The 18,611-nt window shown below is 39.0% G+C and carries 20 protein-coding genes and 1 pseudogene; 5 read left to right on the top strand and 16 right to left on the bottom strand.

Annotation, left to right across the window (positions count from 1 at the left end; translation table 11 throughout):
- Nucleotide 1 precedes the first annotated feature (1 nt).
- The 11 genes from H5S10_RS08180 to H5S10_RS08130 form a co-directional block, all read right to left on the bottom strand.
- Nucleotides 2–856 carry an urease accessory protein UreD gene (locus H5S10_RS08180; protein ID WP_182586803.1) on the bottom strand — a complete coding sequence of 285 codons (855 nt, stop codon included), beginning with the start codon at nucleotides 854–856 and terminating at the stop codon, nucleotides 2–4.
- Nucleotides 846–1,472, bottom strand: coding sequence for an urease accessory protein UreG (ureG, locus tag H5S10_RS08175; protein ID WP_182589263.1), 627 nt, complete (start codon nucleotides 1,470–1,472; stop codon nucleotides 846–848). The genes H5S10_RS08180 and ureG overlap by 11 nt, the downstream gene beginning before the upstream one ends.
- A 26-nt stretch (nucleotides 1,473–1,498) precedes the next feature.
- On the bottom strand, nucleotides 1,499–2,209 hold the full coding sequence (locus tag H5S10_RS08170; protein ID WP_182589262.1) for an urease accessory protein UreF: 711 nt from the start codon (nucleotides 2,207–2,209) through the stop codon (nucleotides 1,499–1,501).
- A gap of 12 nt (nucleotides 2,210–2,221) precedes the next feature.
- Nucleotides 2,222–2,671 carry an urease accessory protein UreE gene (locus H5S10_RS08165; protein ID WP_003664737.1) on the bottom strand — a complete coding sequence of 150 codons (450 nt, stop codon included), beginning with the start codon at nucleotides 2,669–2,671 and terminating at the stop codon, nucleotides 2,222–2,224.
- An 83-nt stretch (nucleotides 2,672–2,754) separates the two neighbouring features.
- Nucleotides 2,755–4,476, bottom strand: coding sequence for an urease subunit alpha (gene ureC, locus H5S10_RS08160; protein ID WP_094501140.1), 1,722 nt, complete (start codon nucleotides 4,474–4,476; stop codon nucleotides 2,755–2,757).
- A gap of 15 nt (nucleotides 4,477–4,491) precedes the next feature.
- Nucleotides 4,492–4,866: an urease subunit beta gene (locus H5S10_RS08155; protein ID WP_035154118.1), complete on the bottom strand. Its 375-nt coding sequence runs from the start codon at nucleotides 4,864–4,866 to the stop codon at nucleotides 4,492–4,494.
- Nucleotides 4,867–4,896: 30 nt separating this feature from the next.
- Nucleotides 4,897–5,199, bottom strand: coding sequence for an urease subunit gamma (locus tag H5S10_RS08150; protein WP_035154116.1), 303 nt, complete (start codon nucleotides 5,197–5,199; stop codon nucleotides 4,897–4,899).
- Between the two features lie 30 nt (nucleotides 5,200–5,229).
- Nucleotides 5,230–5,748: an AmiS/UreI family transporter gene (locus H5S10_RS08145; protein ID WP_182586802.1), complete on the bottom strand. Its 519-nt coding sequence runs from the start codon at nucleotides 5,746–5,748 to the stop codon at nucleotides 5,230–5,232.
- Between the two features lie 41 nt (nucleotides 5,749–5,789).
- Entirely contained in the window at nucleotides 5,790–6,968 is a 1,179-nt protein-coding gene (locus tag H5S10_RS08140; protein ID WP_050778841.1) for an ammonium transporter, read from the bottom strand.
- A 278-nt stretch (nucleotides 6,969–7,246) separates the two neighbouring features.
- Nucleotides 7,247–7,642, bottom strand: coding sequence for a winged helix-turn-helix transcriptional regulator (locus H5S10_RS08135; RefSeq protein ID WP_182586801.1), 396 nt, complete (start codon nucleotides 7,640–7,642; stop codon nucleotides 7,247–7,249).
- Nucleotides 7,643–7,802: 160 nt separating this feature from the next.
- Nucleotides 7,803–8,819 carry a hypothetical protein gene (locus H5S10_RS08130; protein ID WP_182589261.1) on the bottom strand — a complete coding sequence of 339 codons (1,017 nt, stop codon included), beginning with the start codon at nucleotides 8,817–8,819 and terminating at the stop codon, nucleotides 7,803–7,805.
- Nucleotides 8,820–8,933: 114 nt separating this feature from the next.
- Between H5S10_RS08130 and H5S10_RS08125 the strand changes: the two genes are divergently transcribed.
- A complete protein-coding gene (locus H5S10_RS08125) occupies nucleotides 8,934–9,464 on the top strand; it encodes a GNAT family N-acetyltransferase (RefSeq protein ID WP_182589260.1) in 531 nt (176 codons plus the stop codon).
- Between the two features lie 152 nt (nucleotides 9,465–9,616).
- A pseudogene (locus H5S10_RS08120) lies at nucleotides 9,617–10,551 on the top strand (type I phosphomannose isomerase catalytic subunit).
- Here the strand turns inward: H5S10_RS08120 and H5S10_RS08115 are convergent.
- Entirely contained in the window at nucleotides 10,548–11,441 is an 894-nt protein-coding gene (locus H5S10_RS08115) for a LysR family transcriptional regulator (RefSeq protein WP_182586799.1), read from the bottom strand. The pseudogene H5S10_RS08120 and the gene H5S10_RS08115 overlap by 4 nt on opposite strands.
- Before the next feature lie 127 nt (nucleotides 11,442–11,568).
- On the opposite strand from H5S10_RS08115, the gene H5S10_RS08110 reads away from it, so the two are divergent.
- The 3 genes from H5S10_RS08110 (at nucleotide 11,569) to H5S10_RS08100 (ending at nucleotide 13,591) form a co-directional block, all read left to right on the top strand.
- Entirely contained in the window at nucleotides 11,569–12,675 is a 1,107-nt protein-coding gene (locus H5S10_RS08110) for an NAD(P)-dependent alcohol dehydrogenase (protein WP_182589259.1), read from the top strand.
- 18 nt (nucleotides 12,676–12,693) lie between these two features.
- Nucleotides 12,694–13,158, top strand: coding sequence for a low molecular weight protein-tyrosine-phosphatase (locus tag H5S10_RS08105; protein WP_182586797.1), 465 nt, complete (start codon nucleotides 12,694–12,696; stop codon nucleotides 13,156–13,158).
- 154 nt (nucleotides 13,159–13,312) lie between these two features.
- A complete protein-coding gene (locus H5S10_RS08100) occupies nucleotides 13,313–13,591 on the top strand; it encodes a hypothetical protein (RefSeq protein WP_086132233.1) in 279 nt (92 codons plus the stop codon).
- Nucleotides 13,592–13,645: 54 nt separating this feature from the next.
- Here H5S10_RS08100 and H5S10_RS08095 read toward each other — a convergent pair whose 3' ends face one another.
- The 4 genes from H5S10_RS08095 to H5S10_RS08080 form a co-directional block, all read right to left on the bottom strand.
- Nucleotides 13,646–14,683 (bottom strand): hypothetical protein, encoded by a 1,038-nt coding sequence (locus tag H5S10_RS08095; RefSeq protein ID WP_182589258.1) that lies wholly within the window; start codon nucleotides 14,681–14,683, stop codon nucleotides 13,646–13,648.
- A gap of 64 nt (nucleotides 14,684–14,747) precedes the next feature.
- Complete coding sequence (efp, locus tag H5S10_RS08090; protein WP_003674998.1) at nucleotides 14,748–15,305, bottom strand: elongation factor P; 558 nt, start codon at nucleotides 15,303–15,305, stop codon at nucleotides 14,748–14,750.
- A gap of 251 nt (nucleotides 15,306–15,556) precedes the next feature.
- Nucleotides 15,557–16,738, bottom strand: a complete 1,182-nt coding sequence (locus tag H5S10_RS08085; RefSeq protein WP_182586795.1) for a PTS transporter subunit IIC — start codon at nucleotides 16,736–16,738, stop codon at nucleotides 15,557–15,559.
- A 550-nt stretch (nucleotides 16,739–17,288) separates the two neighbouring features.
- The coding region (locus H5S10_RS08080) for a mucin-binding protein (RefSeq protein ID WP_182589256.1) at nucleotides 17,289–18,611 on the bottom strand (1,323 nt) is incomplete at its 5' end.

The following is an 18,611-nucleotide window of genomic DNA, read 5'->3' as shown; positions in this document are numbered from 1 at the left end:
TTTAAGCTTGTTCTCGTTCAAGGTGTTCACTCTTCCGTAAATTAAGTTCAGAGAAGTGAAGAATCTTTTCCCGATAGTAACTGATAAAGTGCCACATTAATTTGTGATTTTCAAAAGCACTATCACTTAATAACCGCAGCACCATTCCATCTTTTTCAAGCAGAGAAATACCATAATGAATATTAACGTCAAACTGTTCCAAGTACTTCCGCAATTCTTCAACTGTCTTTTGCGTAATGTTTTCATCAATAATAACAACCGAATTGAAATTTAGTTTACCTTCAAAATAACCGATTTCCTGCATTGGGTCTGATTCTGGATCTACCAACAGATAATCGTTATAAACTAGCTGTCCATCATAGTTAATTTTTGTCTGTAAACCTACTTCATCATATTGGAAAGGTGCTCCATCTGGTGACCATCCTTTTGAAAGGCCATCCGTCAAAATAAGCTTAGCGCCCTTTTCCATATTGATTGTTGTCTTTTGCTGATAGCACGCATCCTTATATGGAATCGTCTCATCTTGGTAAAATTCTAAGATTGCATTCTTGCCAAGATGAAACTCATCCTCTTGCGTTGTCGTTTGATGATGTTCACACTTATAAACATAAGTTGGAGATTGGGTAGTTACAATAGCATGGCTGTTATCATCTAATGTGATTTGGTGATGATATTTCTCGCCTTCAACATATCCTCCCCCAGTTGTTATGAGAAAGTAATATGGAATATTATCTTTATTAGGTTGGCAAAATGATAACCATGAATTTCCCTTTCGAAAAGTCCGCTTAGCAAAGTCGCGACCCTTCTTATGGGTAAATGCTAGGTCGATCACGCCATCATAATCTTTACTTTTCATCTTCCAAGTCCTCAAGTAATACATCTTTCTTCAACCAGTCAACAACTCCATCAAGACCAATATCCTTCTTTAAATTAGTGAAAAGGAAGTTGCCATCATTCCGGAATTTTTCTGAATCCTTCTTCATCCGATCAAGGTCAGCACCAACGTACTTAGCCAAATCTGTCTTGTTAATAATAAAGAGGTCAGACTTGATCATTCCTTGTCCAGCTTTCCGTGGAATCTTTTCACCTTCAGCTACATCAATAATGTAGATTGAAAAATCAACTAATTCTGGACTGAAAGTTGCCGCTAAATTATCTCCACCACTTTCAATAAAGATCAAGTCAAGGTCATTATTAAACCGTTGCTCTAGTTCTTCTACAGCAGCCATATTCATTGAAGCATCTTCACGAATAGCAGTGTGAGGACAACCACCTGTTTCAACCCCAATAATCCGGTCTTCATCAAGGACAGAATTCCTAGCCATATATTCGGCATCCCATTTAGTGTAAATATCATTAGTAATTACCGCGATATTATAATCATTATGGATCCGCCGAGTAAGCCGTTCGATTAATTGCGTTTTTCCTGACCCAACAGGACCACCAACACCAATTCGTACTGCACGTTTCATAAATTTTAACTTCCCTTCCAAAATAATTAAGACATAAACAATCGTGATTCTTGTGTTTCGTGATTAATCTGTGCCATTTCAAGGCCAGGAGCATTGGCACCAAGGTAAGAGGCATCAAGTTTCATCACGCGCTTATATAGTGGCTTCAAAAGCTTGATTAGATCATTTAAGATAACCTGTCCTTCACGTTGACCAAGTGGCACTGCCCGAACCGCATTTAATACCAGTGTGGAGGCAACGCTATATCCGTACATCAAGAAAGCATCCATCAATGGAACACCTTTATAATGAGCAAACATTGAGAATACAATGGCTGGGTTTCCGTATGCCTTACCATCTTCAATTGCCTTAGCATATTCTTTTAGGTGCGGAACCTTATCACCGTAAATTTTATCAATTAAAATAATCATTTGGTGAGCGATCAGCTTTGTTCCGTTCCGTGTTTCAGTTGCTAAAGTTGATTTCGTAATTTGATCATCATATTCAATCAGCTTGTCAAAATCATGCTTATCAATTGCCTCATAGCACAATTTAACGAGAAGTCCTTCACCAAACCTAAATTGCGAACGATAATAGTTCTCAAGCCAAATTCGAAATTCAGGAGCTTTTTTAATCACATTAGTTCGCAAATAATTTTCCATTCCGAATGAGTGATTAAAAGTACCGATTGGGAAGGTAGAATCACAAATTTGGAAAACCTCAAGATAGTTGAGTTTATTTGTTAATTCCTTTTCCATCTTTATCCCTACTTACTTTGTTAAATCGAGGTACTCTAGCGGTTGGTCTAGTTGAACCTTCTTTAATTCATAATTGATATCATGCTTATCAAGCATTTTAATAACAACCTTATCTAAGAGAAGCGAGATTTTACCATCTTTAATTTGGACTGGCTTGTGTAAATTACCAAGGAAGTGAGCAACAAGCCCCATTTCATCAATATCACGTGGCGTTATCTCAATCATTTCATCCGCAATTACGCTCAATACAAGCAACTGCTTATCTCCAAGCTTAAAGGCAGACCCATTCTCTAAAATTTGGTCTTCATTGTCGAGACGAATACCGTACTCGTTGCCATGATCTGTCTTTACCCGCAAAATATTTTTCATTAAATCATCACTTTTAACCATTGCAGTTTCAATGTGATAACTACCAATATTAGGAATATCATCTACATTACGATAAACTTCTGTTAAAACCATAAGTATAAAACCTCTTTTTATATATTTTTTATAAAAGGAGATTGGGGCACGGCTCCCAATCCCCTGGATAAATCTAAATTAGATTAATATAGGTAGTAGCGTTGAGTTAATGGTAATGTTGGTGCAGCATCACAAGTGATAAGCTTACCATCAATCTTAACGTCATAAGTTTGTGGATCAATTTCAATTGTCTTCGGAGTATAGTTATTAAGCTTCATGTTGGCCTTAGTAAGACTCCGTGTATTGTGAACAGGTAAAATAGTCTTGTTCAAACCAAGTTGTTCCTTGATACCATGATCATATGCATATTGGGATACATAAGTTACACATGTATGGTTAACAGCGCGACCTTCTGCACCGTAAAGGAACCGTTCAAGAACTGGTTCAGGTGTTGGAAGACTTGAACTTGGGTCACCAGCAATACCGTATGTGATCATTCCGTTCTTGATAACCATATCTGGCTTAGTTCCAAAGTACTTCGGATCCCAAATGTTCAAATCAGCATACTTACCAACTTCAATTGAACCAACATAATCTGAAATACCATTACAAATAGCTGGATTAATTGTGTATTTAGCAACGTAACGCTTAATCCGGTTATTGTCATCGTACTTCGAATCACCGTCTAGTGGTCCACGAACCTTCTTCATCTTACTTGCTAATTGCCAACAACGCATAGCAACTTCACCAACACGTCCCATGGCTTGCGCATCAGAAGTCATCATGCTGAGAGCCCCCATATCTTGGAGCACGTCTTCGGCAGCTTCAGTTTGTTTCCGAATACGTGATTCAGCAAAGGCAACGTCGTCAGGAATCTTAGGATTAAGGTTGTGGCAAACCATTGTCATGTAGAACAATTCATCAAGGGTGTTCTTACAATATGGGTTAGTTGGGGTTGTTGATGATGGCAAAACATTATCCTGACCAGCAACAACCATAATGTCAGGAGCGTGTCCACCACCGGCACCTTCAGTGTGGAATGTGTGAACTGTATTACCGTTAAAGGCATTGATAGTGTTTTCGACGAATCCACCTTCGTTTAACGAGTCAGTGTGGACAGCGTATTGAACATCATACTTATTAGCCGCAGCAATTGAATTTTCAATTCCGGCCGCAGTAGCACCCCAGTCTTCGTGGGTCTTAATGGCAGCACATCCAGCTTCGATTTGTTCACCGATTAGTTCTGGCCGTGATCCAGAACCCTTAGCCATCAAACCATAGTTAATAGGAGCGTTATCAACCGCTTGAAGCATCCGGTGAGTGTACCATGCTCCAGGGTTACAAGTAGCGGAACGAGTACCATTAGCTGGACCGGTACCACCACCAAATAAGGTTGTAATACCGTTATCCAAAGCGGCCTGGGCAATTGATGGTGTAATGTAGTGAACGTGTAAGTCAATCCCACCAGCAGTAACAATCATCCCTTCACCAGAGATGGCTTCAGTACTTGCACCAACGATGAAATCAACATTATCCATGACGTCTGGGTTACCACCCTTACCAATGGCTAAGATCTTACCGTCACGAATACCAATATCAGCTTTGTAAATACCAGTCCAATCAATAATAATTGCATCAGAAATAATCGTATCTGCAACCATTGGATTTTCGGCACGTGTTTCAGTAGCACTAACACCCATACCATCACGAAGGACTTTTCCACCACCAAAAAGACTTTCTTGACCATGAACTGTTAGGTCTTTTTCAATCTTGGCAAACAGATCAGTGTCGCCTAGTCGCACGCTATCGCCAGTAGTTGGTCCGTAAAATGAGGCAAACTGCTCGTGATCCATATCAAAACTCATAACTTTACCTCCTCTTTACTTTTCTTCAGGATAACTCTTCTCAAGCGGATACCCATTATATGTGTCAGCCTTCTTATCAACATCAAGCCAACCATTAACTTTATTGTTAAAGCCGAATACTCGACGTTTTCCACCAAAGTCAATGAGTTTAACGGTCCGCTCTTCACCAGCTTCTAGACGAATGGCAGTTCCGGCTGGTATATCAAGGTGCTTACCCCATGCCTGACTACGATCAAATTGTAGACCTTGCTCATTTGCTTCGTAAAAGTGATATTCTGAACCAACTTGGACAGGACGGTCACCAACGTTTTTTACTTTGAGTGAGATATCATCGTAACCAACATTGTATGGTACTTTGTCTGGTTGTAACTTATATTCTCCAGGAACCATTTTGTTTCCTCCTTCTTTAGATGCTAAAAACTAGCGAATTGGGTCAGTAACAGTGATTAGCTTGGTGCCATCAGGGAATGTTGCTTCAACTTGAATCATTGGAATCATTTCCGGAATTCCTTCCATAACATCATCCTTAGTTAGCCAAGTTGCACCTTCATTCATTAACTCACCAACAGTCTTGCCATCACGAGCGCCTTCCAACAGGCGACTGGTAATTAGGGCAACTGCTTCTGGCTGGTTTAGCTTTAAGCCACGATCCTTACGCTTTTCTGCGATCATTCCGGCTAAGCTAATCATCATTTTTTCTTGTTCACGCTTTGTGAGCCTCATTGTATATCCTTCCTTTCTGCCTAAATTGTGTTAGTTAGGCCAGCAGTTCAGGAGCATTAAGAATCCTGGAATCCATGCTGTACAAATTCCTTCAATAATTCCTAAATATCCTGGAAACTTCCCAAGATTCATCTTCAGATTGTTGGTCAAGAATCCTGTTAACCAGAGAATTCCCCAGGCCCACCAGATGATACCGTAAATCCAATTGCCACCATAATTTTGGAAACATAAGATCCCAGCTGGAATCGAGTTAATCGCAACAAACAAACTAAACCAGCCATAAAGCCGTTGATCAAAGTCACAGAGAGTATTAAAAGCAACATAGAGATAAGTAAATGCGAATAGCAACCCAGTGGCACTGGCATAGAACCAACTTGCTGGCTTATCATTTATAATTCCCCACGATAAAGCAACGATGTTAAGAATTAAGCTAAGTCCACCAGTAAAGAAGTTCATAACCACAATCGATTTATCCTTTATGTTCTCTACGGTATAGAATCCGTTACTCATCAATACCATACCGACATAAAGCAATATACAACCTAACAATTCATTTTCGCCTCCTTTCATTGAGACGATTCAGCAAACCATTAATCAATGTCATACGTTGTTTCATTTAGCAATGTTTGATCAAGTCCTTCTTGAATGATCTTATCGGAAGGACGAATGTTAGTAATTGCTCCTAAGATCTTAAGTAAGATAAAAGTAATTGCAAACGAGTAAGCTGCAACTAGAATAACGCCGCCAGCTTGAATTAAGAATTGATGACCGCTTGCCCCAATTCCATTAACAGTTCGATCAGCTAAAATTCCAATCAAAATTGTGCCAGTAAATCCACCGATACCGTGAACTCCCCAAACACCAAGTGCATCATCCCAGCCAATCTTTTCTTGAAGACTGACAGCAACATTACAAATGATTCCGGCTGCTAAACCAACTAAGACAGCTGCCGCAGGGTTAATATAACCAGCACAAGGAGTAATTGTAGCTAAACCAGCAACTGACCCGGTTAAAACATCAATAAAATCAACTTTTCCCCGAACAAATTTTGCATAGAGGATCCAAACAATCATCCCACTAGCTAAACCAATCGCCGTGTTAGTAAAAGCCTTCGTTGATAAAGCACCGGCTCGCAATGCACCGCCAGAATTGAAACCGAACCAACCAAACCAAAGAAGGCCAGTTCCAATCGCAGCAGCCATTAAGTTACTTGGCTTCATACCAGCGTGCTTTAATTTCCGTTTACCAAGGACAATAATACTTGCTAATGCAGCAAATCCGGCCGTGGTGTGAATAACAGTGCCTCCAGCAAAGTCAACGAATCCCCATTTTGCTAAGAACCCGTTGCCCCATACCCAGTGACAAACCGGGATATAAACAAGGTATGTCCAGAAAATTAATAACAGAATATATCCCTTCATATTCAGGCGTTCCGCAAATGCACCACTAATCAATGGCACAGTTATAACACAAAACATCAATTGGAATAAGAAAAATAACGCGAATGGAATTGATGCCGCGTGGACAGCATTTGGTACTAATCCCACATGTGCAAGAGCAAAGTAATCTGAAATGCGACCGATTACGCCACCCTCATCCTTTCCAAATGCAAGACCAAAGCCTCCATAAACCCAAATCAAGGTAACAATTCCCATCGAAATAAATGATTGCATCATAATGTATAAGACACTTCGTTTACGAGCCAATCCACCATAGAAGAAAGCAAGTCCAGGTGTCATTAAACAGACCATTGCCGTACAAAGCATCATAAAGGCCGTATCACCGCTATTAATATGCAAATCGTTTCCTCCTCTCAGCAATAAAAATTTATTAATGAAGCTTTTAAATCCACAATTAGCTTAAAAGCGTTATTTAAAGCATTTTCATTAACATTCAACCTTATAATACTATTTATATAAATTATTACAAGAAATACGAATTATTTTTGCAAAATTATTGATATAGTAAAAAAACTTCTAAAGAAAAAATCCTTTAGAAGTTTTTTGATTTAGTTATAATTATTTTAATTTCTGTTACTATAAGTAAGTTAAATATATTGTTCTACAATACTACGATACTTCAAAAGTTCTTTTTGGTTCATCAATGAATCTGGCATTACAACTTGAACACTATCTATTCCTCTGTTTTCATCCATTTGTTGTCGACCCCATACTCCTAGAGAAGTAATTAAATGAGCTAATTCTTGGCCACCTTTTGTCAACACAAAACATCCAGCTTGTTTAATCGGACTAATCAAATAATTTTCTTGCAAATCGTCTATTACCGTTATCAATCGATCATTAGAAATATTTGCTAATAGGTCGTGTAAATCACCGAAATTTAACGGCTTTATGCCAAGCCAAAAAAGCACTTCTGGATAATCAACTTCCTGTAAAATACTTAATGAATAGGTAATACCTTGGTCAGTGTTCAGATTCATCATTTGTTTCACCCCATGCAAGAATTTATATAATTATCATAATAAATTATAACATGGTAAAAAAGCACGTTCAAAGAATAACTAATATTTATTTATCATTTTATAAGTTTAATGAACACAATAAAAATAAAAGTTAATCTCAAGGATAATAAAGTACACAATATTAATTATTGATCATTAATTTTTCAGTAAACTTTTTTGCCTCCTTTATCCCATAAAAGTGCGAATGGCCACTTGTTGTCTTATGAGCGAGGAGAATTTGGATTGCTTGTTCACACAAAATTTTTGCTGATGAGACCTCTTCACATATTTGAACATAGAAAGATAGTTGGCGAAGTTTTATTGCTAATTGACTTCGCGCCTTGGTTAAGGTTAGAACTAGTAACTGTTTATAATCACTAATAAAGAACCGTGTCTTTCGTCGTTGTAAAGCATAATTAATTGAATTACTTTTAATCCGGTGAAGATCTTGATCAAAGAGTCCATGCTGACGAAGGAAATAGTTAAACATCGTAATTTGTTGGTCAATCTGCCGCCAATCGTTCGCAATATCAGCTCGCAATTGGTTAATCTCTTGTTTTGTAAGACGATGAGTAACTCCTTGTTTTAATTGGTAATATATAGTTTGTAAATCTTGATAATCACGTTGGTGGAGCGGAAGGTCAACTCGACTAAATAAGTTACATCGCTGGTAAAGGATCGTTCCTTCGTGGTTCTTAAATCCCTGCTGATCAACAACAAACTGAAATTTCTTTTTTGGAAACCGATAACCAGATTGATAAGCCAAAAGGATGCTATCCATGTACAGATTAATCTCATTAATTCCGGCCTGAATCTCTCTTGCAACCTTTTGAGGAATACTGGCATGCTGCTGAAAATGAGAGATACCTAGAAATAGTTGGCGGCCACTTGTACGAGAACGTAAGATAAATTGATTCTTTAAACGCCGACCACAATCACAATAAAGATTGTCGCCAGGGTGGTCATGTTGCCGCTGATACCACGGGTCAATTACCATTCCCTGAAACTCCCAATCAGTCTGTTTAAGATAGTGATGGGTATGAAAACGCGATAGCATCGCATAACGGGTAAACTCACTCAAAGCCTGCACCTGATTGGCCGTTAAATGTTGTAAAATAGTTTCTCGCTGTTGGCGGGTCAACGCAATAATTTTATCCATCCTCTCATCCCTTTCTTAAAATACTGTATTACTATATCAGAACAAATGTTTGATTTCAAATTGTCTATTTAATCCTTTTCTGGTAAAATATTTAATTACAAGGAGTGATATTATTTGGATTTAGACATACAGCCCGTGAGGTTGAGTTTAAAAGAATATAAACAAGTTAAACAATTATATATGCGCGCATTTCCGAAATATGAGCGAGAACCGTGGACGTGGTTGCTCATCAAAAGTAAGTATCAACGCGCTGACTTCATGGCCTTCTATGACCAAGAACAGTTTGTTGGATTTGCTTACGTTATTCACAGTCACGGTATGCATTATATTTTATATCTCGCAGTTAATGATCAAATCCGTTCTCAAGGATATGGGACACGGATTATTAATAAGCTTCGTAGCCTTTACCCTGAAGATTCACTTGCCCTTGATGTGGAGCAACCAAATCCCCAGGCGGCAAATAATCAGCAACGGTTACGACGACTTAAATTTTATCGGCGCAATGGCTTTTTCCCAACTCCAAAACTTTTCAAAGAGGAAAAAGTCACTTTTCAAGTTTTAGCAACTAATAAAAAAATCAACCAAGGCAAGATTGATAAGGCCTTTGAGTGGTTCTCATGGCCTCTTGGTTGGCTGATTCAATAAATATTTTAATTTCACTAGTTTAAGGCTGAGAAAAAACTTTTTTGTTTTTTCAACAGCCTTTTTTTACGAATATCTTTCTTCATTGTCTGGAAAACACCCTTCACAGAAATGCTATATTTTATGCAAGCGGATACATGAAAGAGGTGATACCTTTGAGAGAATCATTATTTTTAAAGCCAGTCTTTTATGAGAAAATTTGGGACGGTCGACACCTTGCAACTGACTTCGGTTACCAAATTCCAGAGGGAACAATTGGTGAGTGTTGGGCAATTTCTGGACATCCTCATGGCCCAAATATTATTACAAATGGTCAATATAAAGGACAATTGCTGCCAAAAGTTTATCAGCAACACCCTGAGCTATTTGGTAATCCAAGTTCTTCTGTTTTTCCATTATTAACAAAGATTCTTGATGCCAATGCTAGTTTATCAATTCAAGTTCATCCCAACGATGCTTACGCCGAAAAACATGAACACGAGCTAGGTAAAACTGAGTGTTGGTATGTTATTCATGCAGAAACAGGGGCTTATTTAACATACGGCCATACCGCAAAAACACGCGCTGAACTTATTAAGATTATCGATAACCATCAATGGGCAAAACTCTTTAGTAAAACTTTGTCTATGTGCCAAGTGGAACTATCCATGCTTTAATAGTCTTAGAAACCCAGCAAAGTTCTGATATCACTTATCGGATCTATGACTATGATCGTCGAGATAAAAAGACAGGTCAATTACGTCAGCTTCATTTAAGACAAGCAAAAGATGTGACAACAGTACCATTTACTGAACCACAAATTAATTCCCACATCGTTCATAATGGTAATTCAATAATTACTACTTTAATTTCTCAACCTGATTCACCATTCTTTACCGTCTACAAGTGGGAAATCCATGATCAAACCAGTTTGTCTCACGAGCACGGTCCCTATACTCTAGTTTCAATCATTAATGGCAATGGAATTTTAACCGTTGATGATCAACAATATCCCCTTCACAAGGGCAATCATTTTATCATCCCGGCAACAGTTAAAAGCTGGACAATGGACGGTGAAATTCTAGCCATTGCTTCTGAACCGACAGATTAATTATTTGATAGTTGTAATATTTTAGCTACTTGTTTTACAATATCATGCGGCTTTTTCGCTTTAAAAATTAATTTAAACTCAAATGACTGATTGCTTTTCCCAGCCAACGGTAAATAGCGGATATTTTCAAGTGGATTTTGAAGGACCTTGATCAGCTTTTCGGGATAAAATGCTAAGGCTTGACCTGATCCGACTAACATCTGCATTTGCTCGTAAGTTGGCACTCGTAATACCTCTGCAGGTCGCACAATTCCTTGGAGACTACTGGTAAAGGCTTGTTTTAAATATGATGAATCCTCATTACTATAATAGGTAACCGGCATTTTCTGAATAGTAGTAAGATCGACCTCATTATTATGACTTAAACGCTCACTTATTCCGATAATCATTCGGTCACGATGGATGGTAACTGTTTGTAATCCCATTTGTGCATAATTATTGTTAAAACCATAATCATCCATCACAATAGCACAATCAAGGTTATCCATTAATACATCTGAAACCAAATGTTCCACACTTTCTTCACTTATAAAGGCATTTACAGTGGGCGATAACTTAGCAAGTAGTTTATGGATAAAGAGGCCATCAAAAGGCGAAAAATAGCCGATTGACAAGGTAGTTGCACCCCGGTAAGAAAAACGGTGGAGTTCATGTTGAGTCGCATCTAGCATATTAATAATTGCCTCACTGCGTTTCCTAAAAAATTCACCAGCCGGCGTCAAAACGATTTTATTTTTCTTGCGCTCGAACAATTGCGTATGAAGATTTTGCTCTAACCGCTGAATCTGCCGCGAAACAGCTCGCTGGGAGACGTAATTCTTTTTCGCTACTTTTTGAAAACTACCTAATTGGACAACATCTAAAAATAATCGTAATAATTCTTCGTTCATTTTCCCTCCTAGGCGAACATTTTAATTCGGGTGTAGACTTCTATTAACAGTCTACACTTTTTCTTTCTAATGCTACAATAACTTTGTTTAATATCCAGAATGTTTATATTGAAAGGAAGGGCCAAATATGCAAATTAAAGCTGCTGTTGCAATCAAGCCTAACACTGATTTAGAAATTCAAACTTTAGAATTAGATGAACCAAACGCGAATGAAGTATTAGTAAAAATTGCCTCAACAGGTTTTTGTCATACAGATATTGTTGGTCGAAGCGGTGCCACTACTCCCCTCCCAGTTGTCCTCGGGCATGACGGTGCAGGCGTCGTTCAAAAAGTAGGGGCTAATGTTACCGACGTTAAAGTTGGCGACCATGTTGTTCTATCGTTTAGCTACTGTGGCCATTGCTATAACTGTACTCATAATCATCAAGGCTTATGCGAAAACTTCAATCAGCTAAACTTTGAAGGAAAAACCTATGATAATACTCACCGTCTGCATTTAGATGATGGAACACCAGTCAGTGTCTTTTTTGGTCAATCTTCCTTTTCGACATATGTAACAGCCAATGTCCATAATATTGTTAAAGTTGATCAAGACGTTGACCTTAATTTATTAGGGCCACTCGGTTGTGGAATGCAAACAGGTGCCGGAACCGTTCTAAATTATATTAAACCTGCTCCTGAAGATGCAATTGCCGTTTTCGGTGTTGGTGCTGTTGGCTTCGCCGCAATCATGGCTGCTAAAATTGCTGGAGTTAAACATATTATTGCGATTAATCGTAACGGTAACCACCTTGACCTGGCAAAGGAATTAGGCGCTACTGAAACAATTAATAACACGGCGGAAGATCCCGTCAAAGCAATTAAGGAAATCGTTCCGCGCGGTGTAACTTATGCAATCGATACTACTGGAAACACTGGCGTAATTAAATCAGCAATCGATAGTCTTGCCACTGCTGGCGAATGCGTTCTCTTAGGGGTTGGCGGCGATATTACCTTAAACTTGATGGATGATATCTTGTCAGAATCCAAGAAAATCTCTGGGGTTGTCGAAGGAGATAGCAATCCCCAAGAGTTTATTCCTCAACTAGTTAAATACTACAAACAAGGCAAGTTCCCCCTTGATAAACTTGTTAAGTACTATGATTTTGCTGATATTAATCAAGTTATCGCCGACTCAACAAACGGAAAGGTTATTAAGCCAATCATCAAAATTGACCCTGAATTAGCTAAATAAGTAGGTGGAGTATTTTTTATGAAAGTAATTTTTGTTTGCCTTGGTAATATTTGCCGCTCCCCAATGGCGGAAGCGATGTTCAAAAAAATAGTTGCAGAAGCTGGCGTTGCTGATCAAATTAGTGTTGACTCAGCCGGCACAAGTAACATTGCAGAAGGTTCACCTGCTGATAGTCGAACAAAAGCCATTCTTGATAAATATCACATTAAAGACGACGGAATGATAGCGCGCCAATTGTGCGACAGTGACTATTATGACGCCGATTATATTATCGCAATGGATCAGATGAATGTCCGAGATGCCAAAGATATGGCGCCAGCTGGGTTAGAAAATAAGGTTCACGGAATCTTTGAGGCTACCCTGGGAAAAGAAAACCGTTATATCGTTGACCCCTGGATCACTCATCGATTTCAAGATACTTATAATAGCTTAAGCGAGGCCCTCCCAAATTGGCTTGTTAAGCTAAAGAAGGAAATTAATTAGCTGTTTTAATTTTCTATGTTCATTTGATTAAGAAGAGTTTAAGGTGGTTAATATTTGTTAGCAACTAAGATAATTCTCTTCCCCATTGTCTTTAAAGCCGATAATATATGTTGCAATCACCTAATATAAATTTTAATTTAAGGAGGGACTTATTATGAAATTCCAAAGTACTACTAACTCACCGATTGGCAAGCGCCTTGTTATTCTTGTTGCTTCCCTGCTGTGCGGTTTATTCTTAATCAACCACCGAGTATCAGCAGCTACTCTTGAGGCACCTGTGAATACGACGGCTGTACCATTTGAGTCGAAGGTCCCTCCCGTTAAAATTATTTCTAGCAATGAACTTCTGAAACGGGAATACGTGGATCTGCGGACAAAACGACAACTAGAGAATGAACAAGTTATAACTAATCTCAATAGTGAAGAAAATTAATTAACTGTTCATCAAAAAAGCACGACTGAAAAATTTTCAGCCGTGTTTTTATTTTTATCGGTAATGGAGGTCGTCAAACTTCTTATCAGCGTTCTGTTGCGCCATATCTTTTGATTGATAGTAAATAGCATCTACCCAGTTTTCAGCGCCTCCACTAACAACTAGGACTTTAACCTGCTTACCATCAACGGTTTCGGTCTTCACCGCATATGATGCGCCATCGCCAGCACTTTGAGTCCAACCGCGAATATTCAACCAACGTTCGCCATCAAGATTAAAAAAGTCAGCTTTACCCCAATTTTTCGTTGCATTTTGGATTTCTTCGTTAGTATAGTTATCTTCATCCTGAGCCCATTGCGGATCCTGTTTGTAAAGCTGGGTAGTTCCGCTATTGTCGCCATCACTATATGTGTAGGAATGAGGTCCAAAAGTCATGGTTGAATCAGCATCATTATCTGCAGAATACCATGTTCCCTGCATTTCACTTGGAACATCAATAGTACCAATGCGACCATACTTATTGCCAGAATTACTAGTACTTGATGAGGTATTGCTATCATCACTGCGCTTATCAACTACCTGCGCCTTAGCAGCTAAGTCATTAACGAGTTTTCCTTGACCTTCTTGATTAACATAATTAGCCATTTCTGACTTTGAAATTGTTGCTAATTTTGTACTCTTTTGGTTTTCCTTAACATTTTGATAGATATTTACATCATCGTTATTAACAGTATAAACCAGGCCCTGTGACTTTCCACCAGCAGTTACATCGTAAGCTACTCCTTGCCCACCATCACTTAATTGGTATTTAGAACTCGGATAAAGATTTACCTGTAATCCCACTTTTTGAGCTTCTTTAGCCATTGCTGCCCAATTTCCACCATAGCGGAGACCGCAATAAGTGCTAATTAAGCTGACAGCTTCTTGGGGACTCATGTTATCACTATTAACTTTCGCATTACTTTTAGCCACTAATAAACTACTGCTTGATGCAGATGAAGAATTCGTCGCTTTATTATTAGCCTGGTTTCCACAACCAGCTAACAATAGACCAATCCCCGTGACCATTAACAATCCTATTTTCTTATTCACATTAATACTCCCATAAAAAATGCTCCCTGTAGTTTATACAAGAAGCATTTTAATTACTTATTAATTAAGCCCGTGACTTGTAGCTACCATCAGTTGTGTTGATGATTAACTTGTCACCATTCTTGATAAATGCAGGAACGTTAACAACTAAACCAGTTTCCATTGTAGCAGGCTTACCACCACCATCGATAGTAGCACCCTTAATCATTGGTTCAGTTTCAGCAACAGTTAATTCAACAGTGGTTGGTAATTCAACCCCAATAATGTCGCCGTTAACAAAGTTTAAGATCACCTTCATGTTTTCAACAAGGTAATTCTTGTCGTCACCAAGTAAATCATGACTTAAGCTGTATTGTTCGTAACTTTCAAGGTCCATAAATACAGCTGAATCACCTTCATCATAAAGGTATTGAGCAGAACGCTTGTCAACGTTAACTTGTTCAACCTTTTCAGATGGACGCATAGTAGTATGAACAATTGAACCTGAACGGAGGTCTTGGATGTCCATTTGCATTAGAGTGTTACCCTTACCAGGCTTATGGTGGTTGATTTGAAGAACCTTTAATAACTTACCGTCACGTTCAAAAACCATACCTTTTTTCAAATCAATTGTTTGAATCATAGTATAAAACTCCTTCATATAAAAACTGAACTCTTTTATAGATTAACGATGCATCTTAGTTCGTAATCTATGGCTTCGTCCCTCGCCATTAATTATGAATAATTACCATTCACAATTTACATTCACAATCTATTGTATCACATTCCTTAATCACGACAATAGCGGTTATTAGCATGTTTTCTCATCTAAAAAACTGTATGCTGATTAAAAGTTATTCAATCAGCATACAGCTTTAAATTTGATCGCTACTATTAAACTAACTCAAGGTGTAATTGGTTTTCACCGATAAGGCCGGCTCGTTTCAAGACAAGATAAAGAGCTACAGAGAGAACAGCGGGGAATACAATACCAAAGAGCATATAAGTACTGAATTGAGTCCAGCCACGTGAAAGATAAGCGATTGGTACAATCAAGGAGTTTAACCCTAATCCTCCGAGAGTAGGCGTCGATCGCAGTCCAAACATAACGGTTGCGATTGGCGCACAAACTGCTGCGGAAACAACTGTTGGAACTAATAAATATGGATTGATGAGGAGATTAGGGAATTGAACTTTAGGTGTAACTAATCCCTGAGCGATGTTCGCGCCAAGGTTATTTTGCCGAAATGACATTGCTGTAAAACCAACAAATTGAGCAGTAGTACCGATCAAAGCAGCTGCCGAAGATACCGGATCAAGCATCAAGGCAACAGCCAAGGCTGCCGAAGAGGCTGGCGTCATCAGAAAGAGGGCCCACACAACAGAAATTACCATTGATCCTAGAACTGGTGACACTTGCATCGTATGTGCAATATAAGCAGAAACTGCAAGTAACGATGGTGTTACAACCGCCGCAACTACCAGCCCAACCCCAATTCCGACAGCTAAGGCTCCAAACGGTACCAAGACCATATCAAGGGGCGTCTTACCAGTGAGGTATTTCCCAACTAGGACTGTAACCACAGCCGCTAAAACTGCTGAAACTGGCTGACCTGTAGTAAAAACAGGTGCCCCCATTGACGATAACGCTACCTGTCCAGTTGCCGTTACACCTCTAACCGCTTCATTAGTAAAATGAACGCCATTAGCACCAACTGTTGCTACTACCATTGATGCAAAAGTAACTAAGGTATTAGTGTTCATCTGAGAAGCAACCGCCACCCCAATAGCAGGCGCTAACAATACTTGGGCTTCCCCACCGATTAAACTTAAAACATGGAGACCTGTCAAGTTTCCAATAGTTTGTGTCAGTAATCCGCCTCCAAGAACGACCAAAATAGCATTAGCCACCGCTGCAAAAATTCGATAAGCCACTTCCTTGACTTTCGATGAATTTTGATAAGTTGCATTAGCTTCAGATTTACTAACTCGTTTCTCCATCATTAACGCCTCCTTATGATTTGTTTTTTGATTAATGATTGTTGTTAGTTTAATCGACACCAGATTAAAAGTCAATTATATTTCTAATTTATTTCTAATTTAAATAAAAGCGTTAGTTTTATTAAATTATTTACTATTTGTAATATTTAAGTAAGCGGTTTTATAAATATTTTCTTAAGGATTCACTCTAATGAACTTTTCTCAAAAATTTCATTGCTATCGCTAAAGTTACTCAACAGCAACTTATAATCCTTATTCTCATAGCCTTTTATAGTTGATCAGTTAACCAACTTGACCTTTTAGATCAACAGTTTGCATGACCGAATTACCATTATTATCAATATAAGTTACGATCAGCATATTAACTAACTCGGTATCTCCTGCGTAAGCTTCTTTTCAACAATTCCTACGCTCTAGTTAATATTCATACAGAACGCGCGCTCCATCACAAAAAAGCTCATGCTATTTCTAGCATGAGCTTTTTCTTCTGCTTCGAGTTTGTTGCTATGAATCTGTTAAGCCACTATCCATTGCATTATGTGTTAAGTCATTGCAATAAACCATCTTCAAATTAACCACAACTCTCCGCATAACTTATTCTTACTCCGTTCAACGTTGATCTTTATTAGTTGTTTTCTTTCCGACGCTTCTTGCCTGCCGCTAAGAGCCCAGTTAATCCTAAGGCAGCTAAGCCAAGGGCAGCCGTAGCATTATTATCATTACCCGTTTGTGGCAACTTCTTCGCTTCCTGCTTAGCAACAGTGGCTGGTGTTACTGAAGCTGGTATTTGTGCCTTTGGCACTGCTGGAGCAGCTGGTTGAGCTGGCGCTGGCGTTTCAGTCTCCGATGTTTCTGGAGCTGTTGGGTCAGCTAGTGTATCGGTTTCTGGGGTAACTGGTGTTTCTGGAGTTACCGGTGTTGGCGTCATGTAAACAACTGGGGTATCAACTGTTGGGTGATCCGGTGTTACAGTCGTAACATTTGGTGTCATCCCAGGTACTGATGGTACTGGTTCACTTGGTGTTACCTTGGTTGGATCAGTTGGGTCATTAGTGTATGGCACCACTGGAACATTTGGAATCCGGTTACCATTTGGATCAACCGGTACAATATTACCAACCTTACTGTAAGTTACTGTGTCTTCAAGGTTTTGTTGAACTGCTTTCTTAGCTGAAACATTAGCCTTATCGGCAACGTAACCATTGATTACCGGAACCTTCACTTCGTTATAGCTGTCCTTATCAGAAGTCCAGTTTTCGTTTGGATTGATAATTTGACCAGTAACTTTATCGATGATTAATGTCCGTGTCCAAGTTGAAGTTTGAACGTTATCATCCCGCATCTTGTTACCGTTGTTATCAACAAAGTGAACAGTTGAAGTGTAATCCTTAGTGTAAGTGTCCTTTGCTGGCCACTTTGGACCATTTGGTTCGTCTGGGTTAACTGGCGTACCTGGTTCGTGTGGATTATTTGGTCCAACTGGAGCCTGACCATGCTTCAAGACAACCGTGAAGACCTGGTTTTGATCCGTGTCATCATCAAAGGTTGCGTTAGCTGGGAAACCATCAGTTACGAGGACATAACCCTTAGCTTCTAACTCCTTGATTTGATCAGCTGTACTGTAGTTAATCTTTTCGCCAGCCTTACCAGTTAAGTTACCAGAGGTTGCGATTTGTACGTTGTTGTTATCTTGGTCAACGTAGTTGACAACCGCGGTTTGATCAGTTTCTGGTTTTGGATTTACCGTTTCTGGTGTGTACTTAACTGGCGTATCAACACCAGGATCAGTTGGTGTTACCGTTGGTACTTCCGGCGTGTAGTTAGGTACGGTTGGTACCGGTTCATTTGGCGTTACCTTAGTTGGATCACTTGGATCAGTTGGGTATTGTGGGGTTGGTACATTTGGAATTGGATTTCCATCTGGGTCAACTGGCACAATCTTACCATT

Source organism: Limosilactobacillus balticus, from assembly GCF_014145615.1.
In the GTDB taxonomy this organism is placed as follows: Bacteria; Bacillota; Bacilli; order Lactobacillales; family Lactobacillaceae; genus Limosilactobacillus; species Limosilactobacillus balticus.
Note: the sequence above shows the minus strand (reverse complement) of the source record. Positions and strands in the feature narration are given on the sequence as shown.

Bases quoted from the DNA above. Each gene is read 5' to 3' on its own strand.
- H5S10_RS08140 (WP_050778841.1), bottom strand. From the start codon at position 6,968: ATGATGCTTTGTACGGCAATGGTCTGTTTAATGACACCTGGACTTGCT.
- H5S10_RS08170 (WP_182589262.1), bottom strand. From the start codon at position 2,209: ATGGAAAAGGAATTAACAAATAAACTCAACTATCTTGAGGTTTTCCAA.
- H5S10_RS08110 (WP_182589259.1), top strand. From the start codon at position 11,569: ATGCAAATTAAAGCTGCTGTTGCAATCAAGCCTAACACTGATTTAGAA.
- H5S10_RS08115 (WP_182586799.1), bottom strand. From the start codon at position 11,441: ATGAACGAAGAATTATTACGATTATTTTTAGATGTTGTCCAATTAGGT.
- H5S10_RS08155 (WP_035154118.1), bottom strand. From the start codon at position 4,866: ATGGTTCCTGGAGAATATAAGTTACAACCAGACAAAGTACCATACAAT.
- H5S10_RS08130 (WP_182589261.1), bottom strand. From the start codon at position 8,819: ATGGATAAAATTATTGCGTTGACCCGCCAACAGCGAGAAACTATTTTA.
- H5S10_RS08105 (WP_182586797.1), top strand. From the start codon at position 12,694: ATGAAAGTAATTTTTGTTTGCCTTGGTAATATTTGCCGCTCCCCAATG.
- ureG (WP_182589263.1), bottom strand. From the start codon at position 1,472: ATGAAACGTGCAGTACGAATTGGTGTTGGTGGTCCTGTTGGGTCAGGA.
- H5S10_RS08165 (WP_003664737.1), bottom strand. From the start codon at position 2,671: ATGGTTTTAACAGAAGTTTATCGTAATGTAGATGATATTCCTAATATT.
- H5S10_RS08135 (WP_182586801.1), bottom strand. From the start codon at position 7,642: ATGATGAATCTGAACACTGACCAAGGTATTACCTATTCATTAAGTATT.
- ureC (WP_094501140.1), bottom strand. From the start codon at position 4,476: ATGAGTTTTGATATGGATCACGAGCAGTTTGCCTCATTTTACGGACCA.
- H5S10_RS08100 (WP_086132233.1), top strand. From the start codon at position 13,313: ATGAAATTCCAAAGTACTACTAACTCACCGATTGGCAAGCGCCTTGTT.
- efp (WP_003674998.1), bottom strand. From the start codon at position 15,305: ATGATTCAAACAATTGATTTGAAAAAAGGTATGGTTTTTGAACGTGAC.
- H5S10_RS08180 (WP_182586803.1), bottom strand. From the start codon at position 856: ATGAAAAGTAAAGATTATGATGGCGTGATCGACCTAGCATTTACCCAT.
- H5S10_RS08150 (WP_035154116.1), bottom strand. From the start codon at position 5,199: ATGAGGCTCACAAAGCGTGAACAAGAAAAAATGATGATTAGCTTAGCC.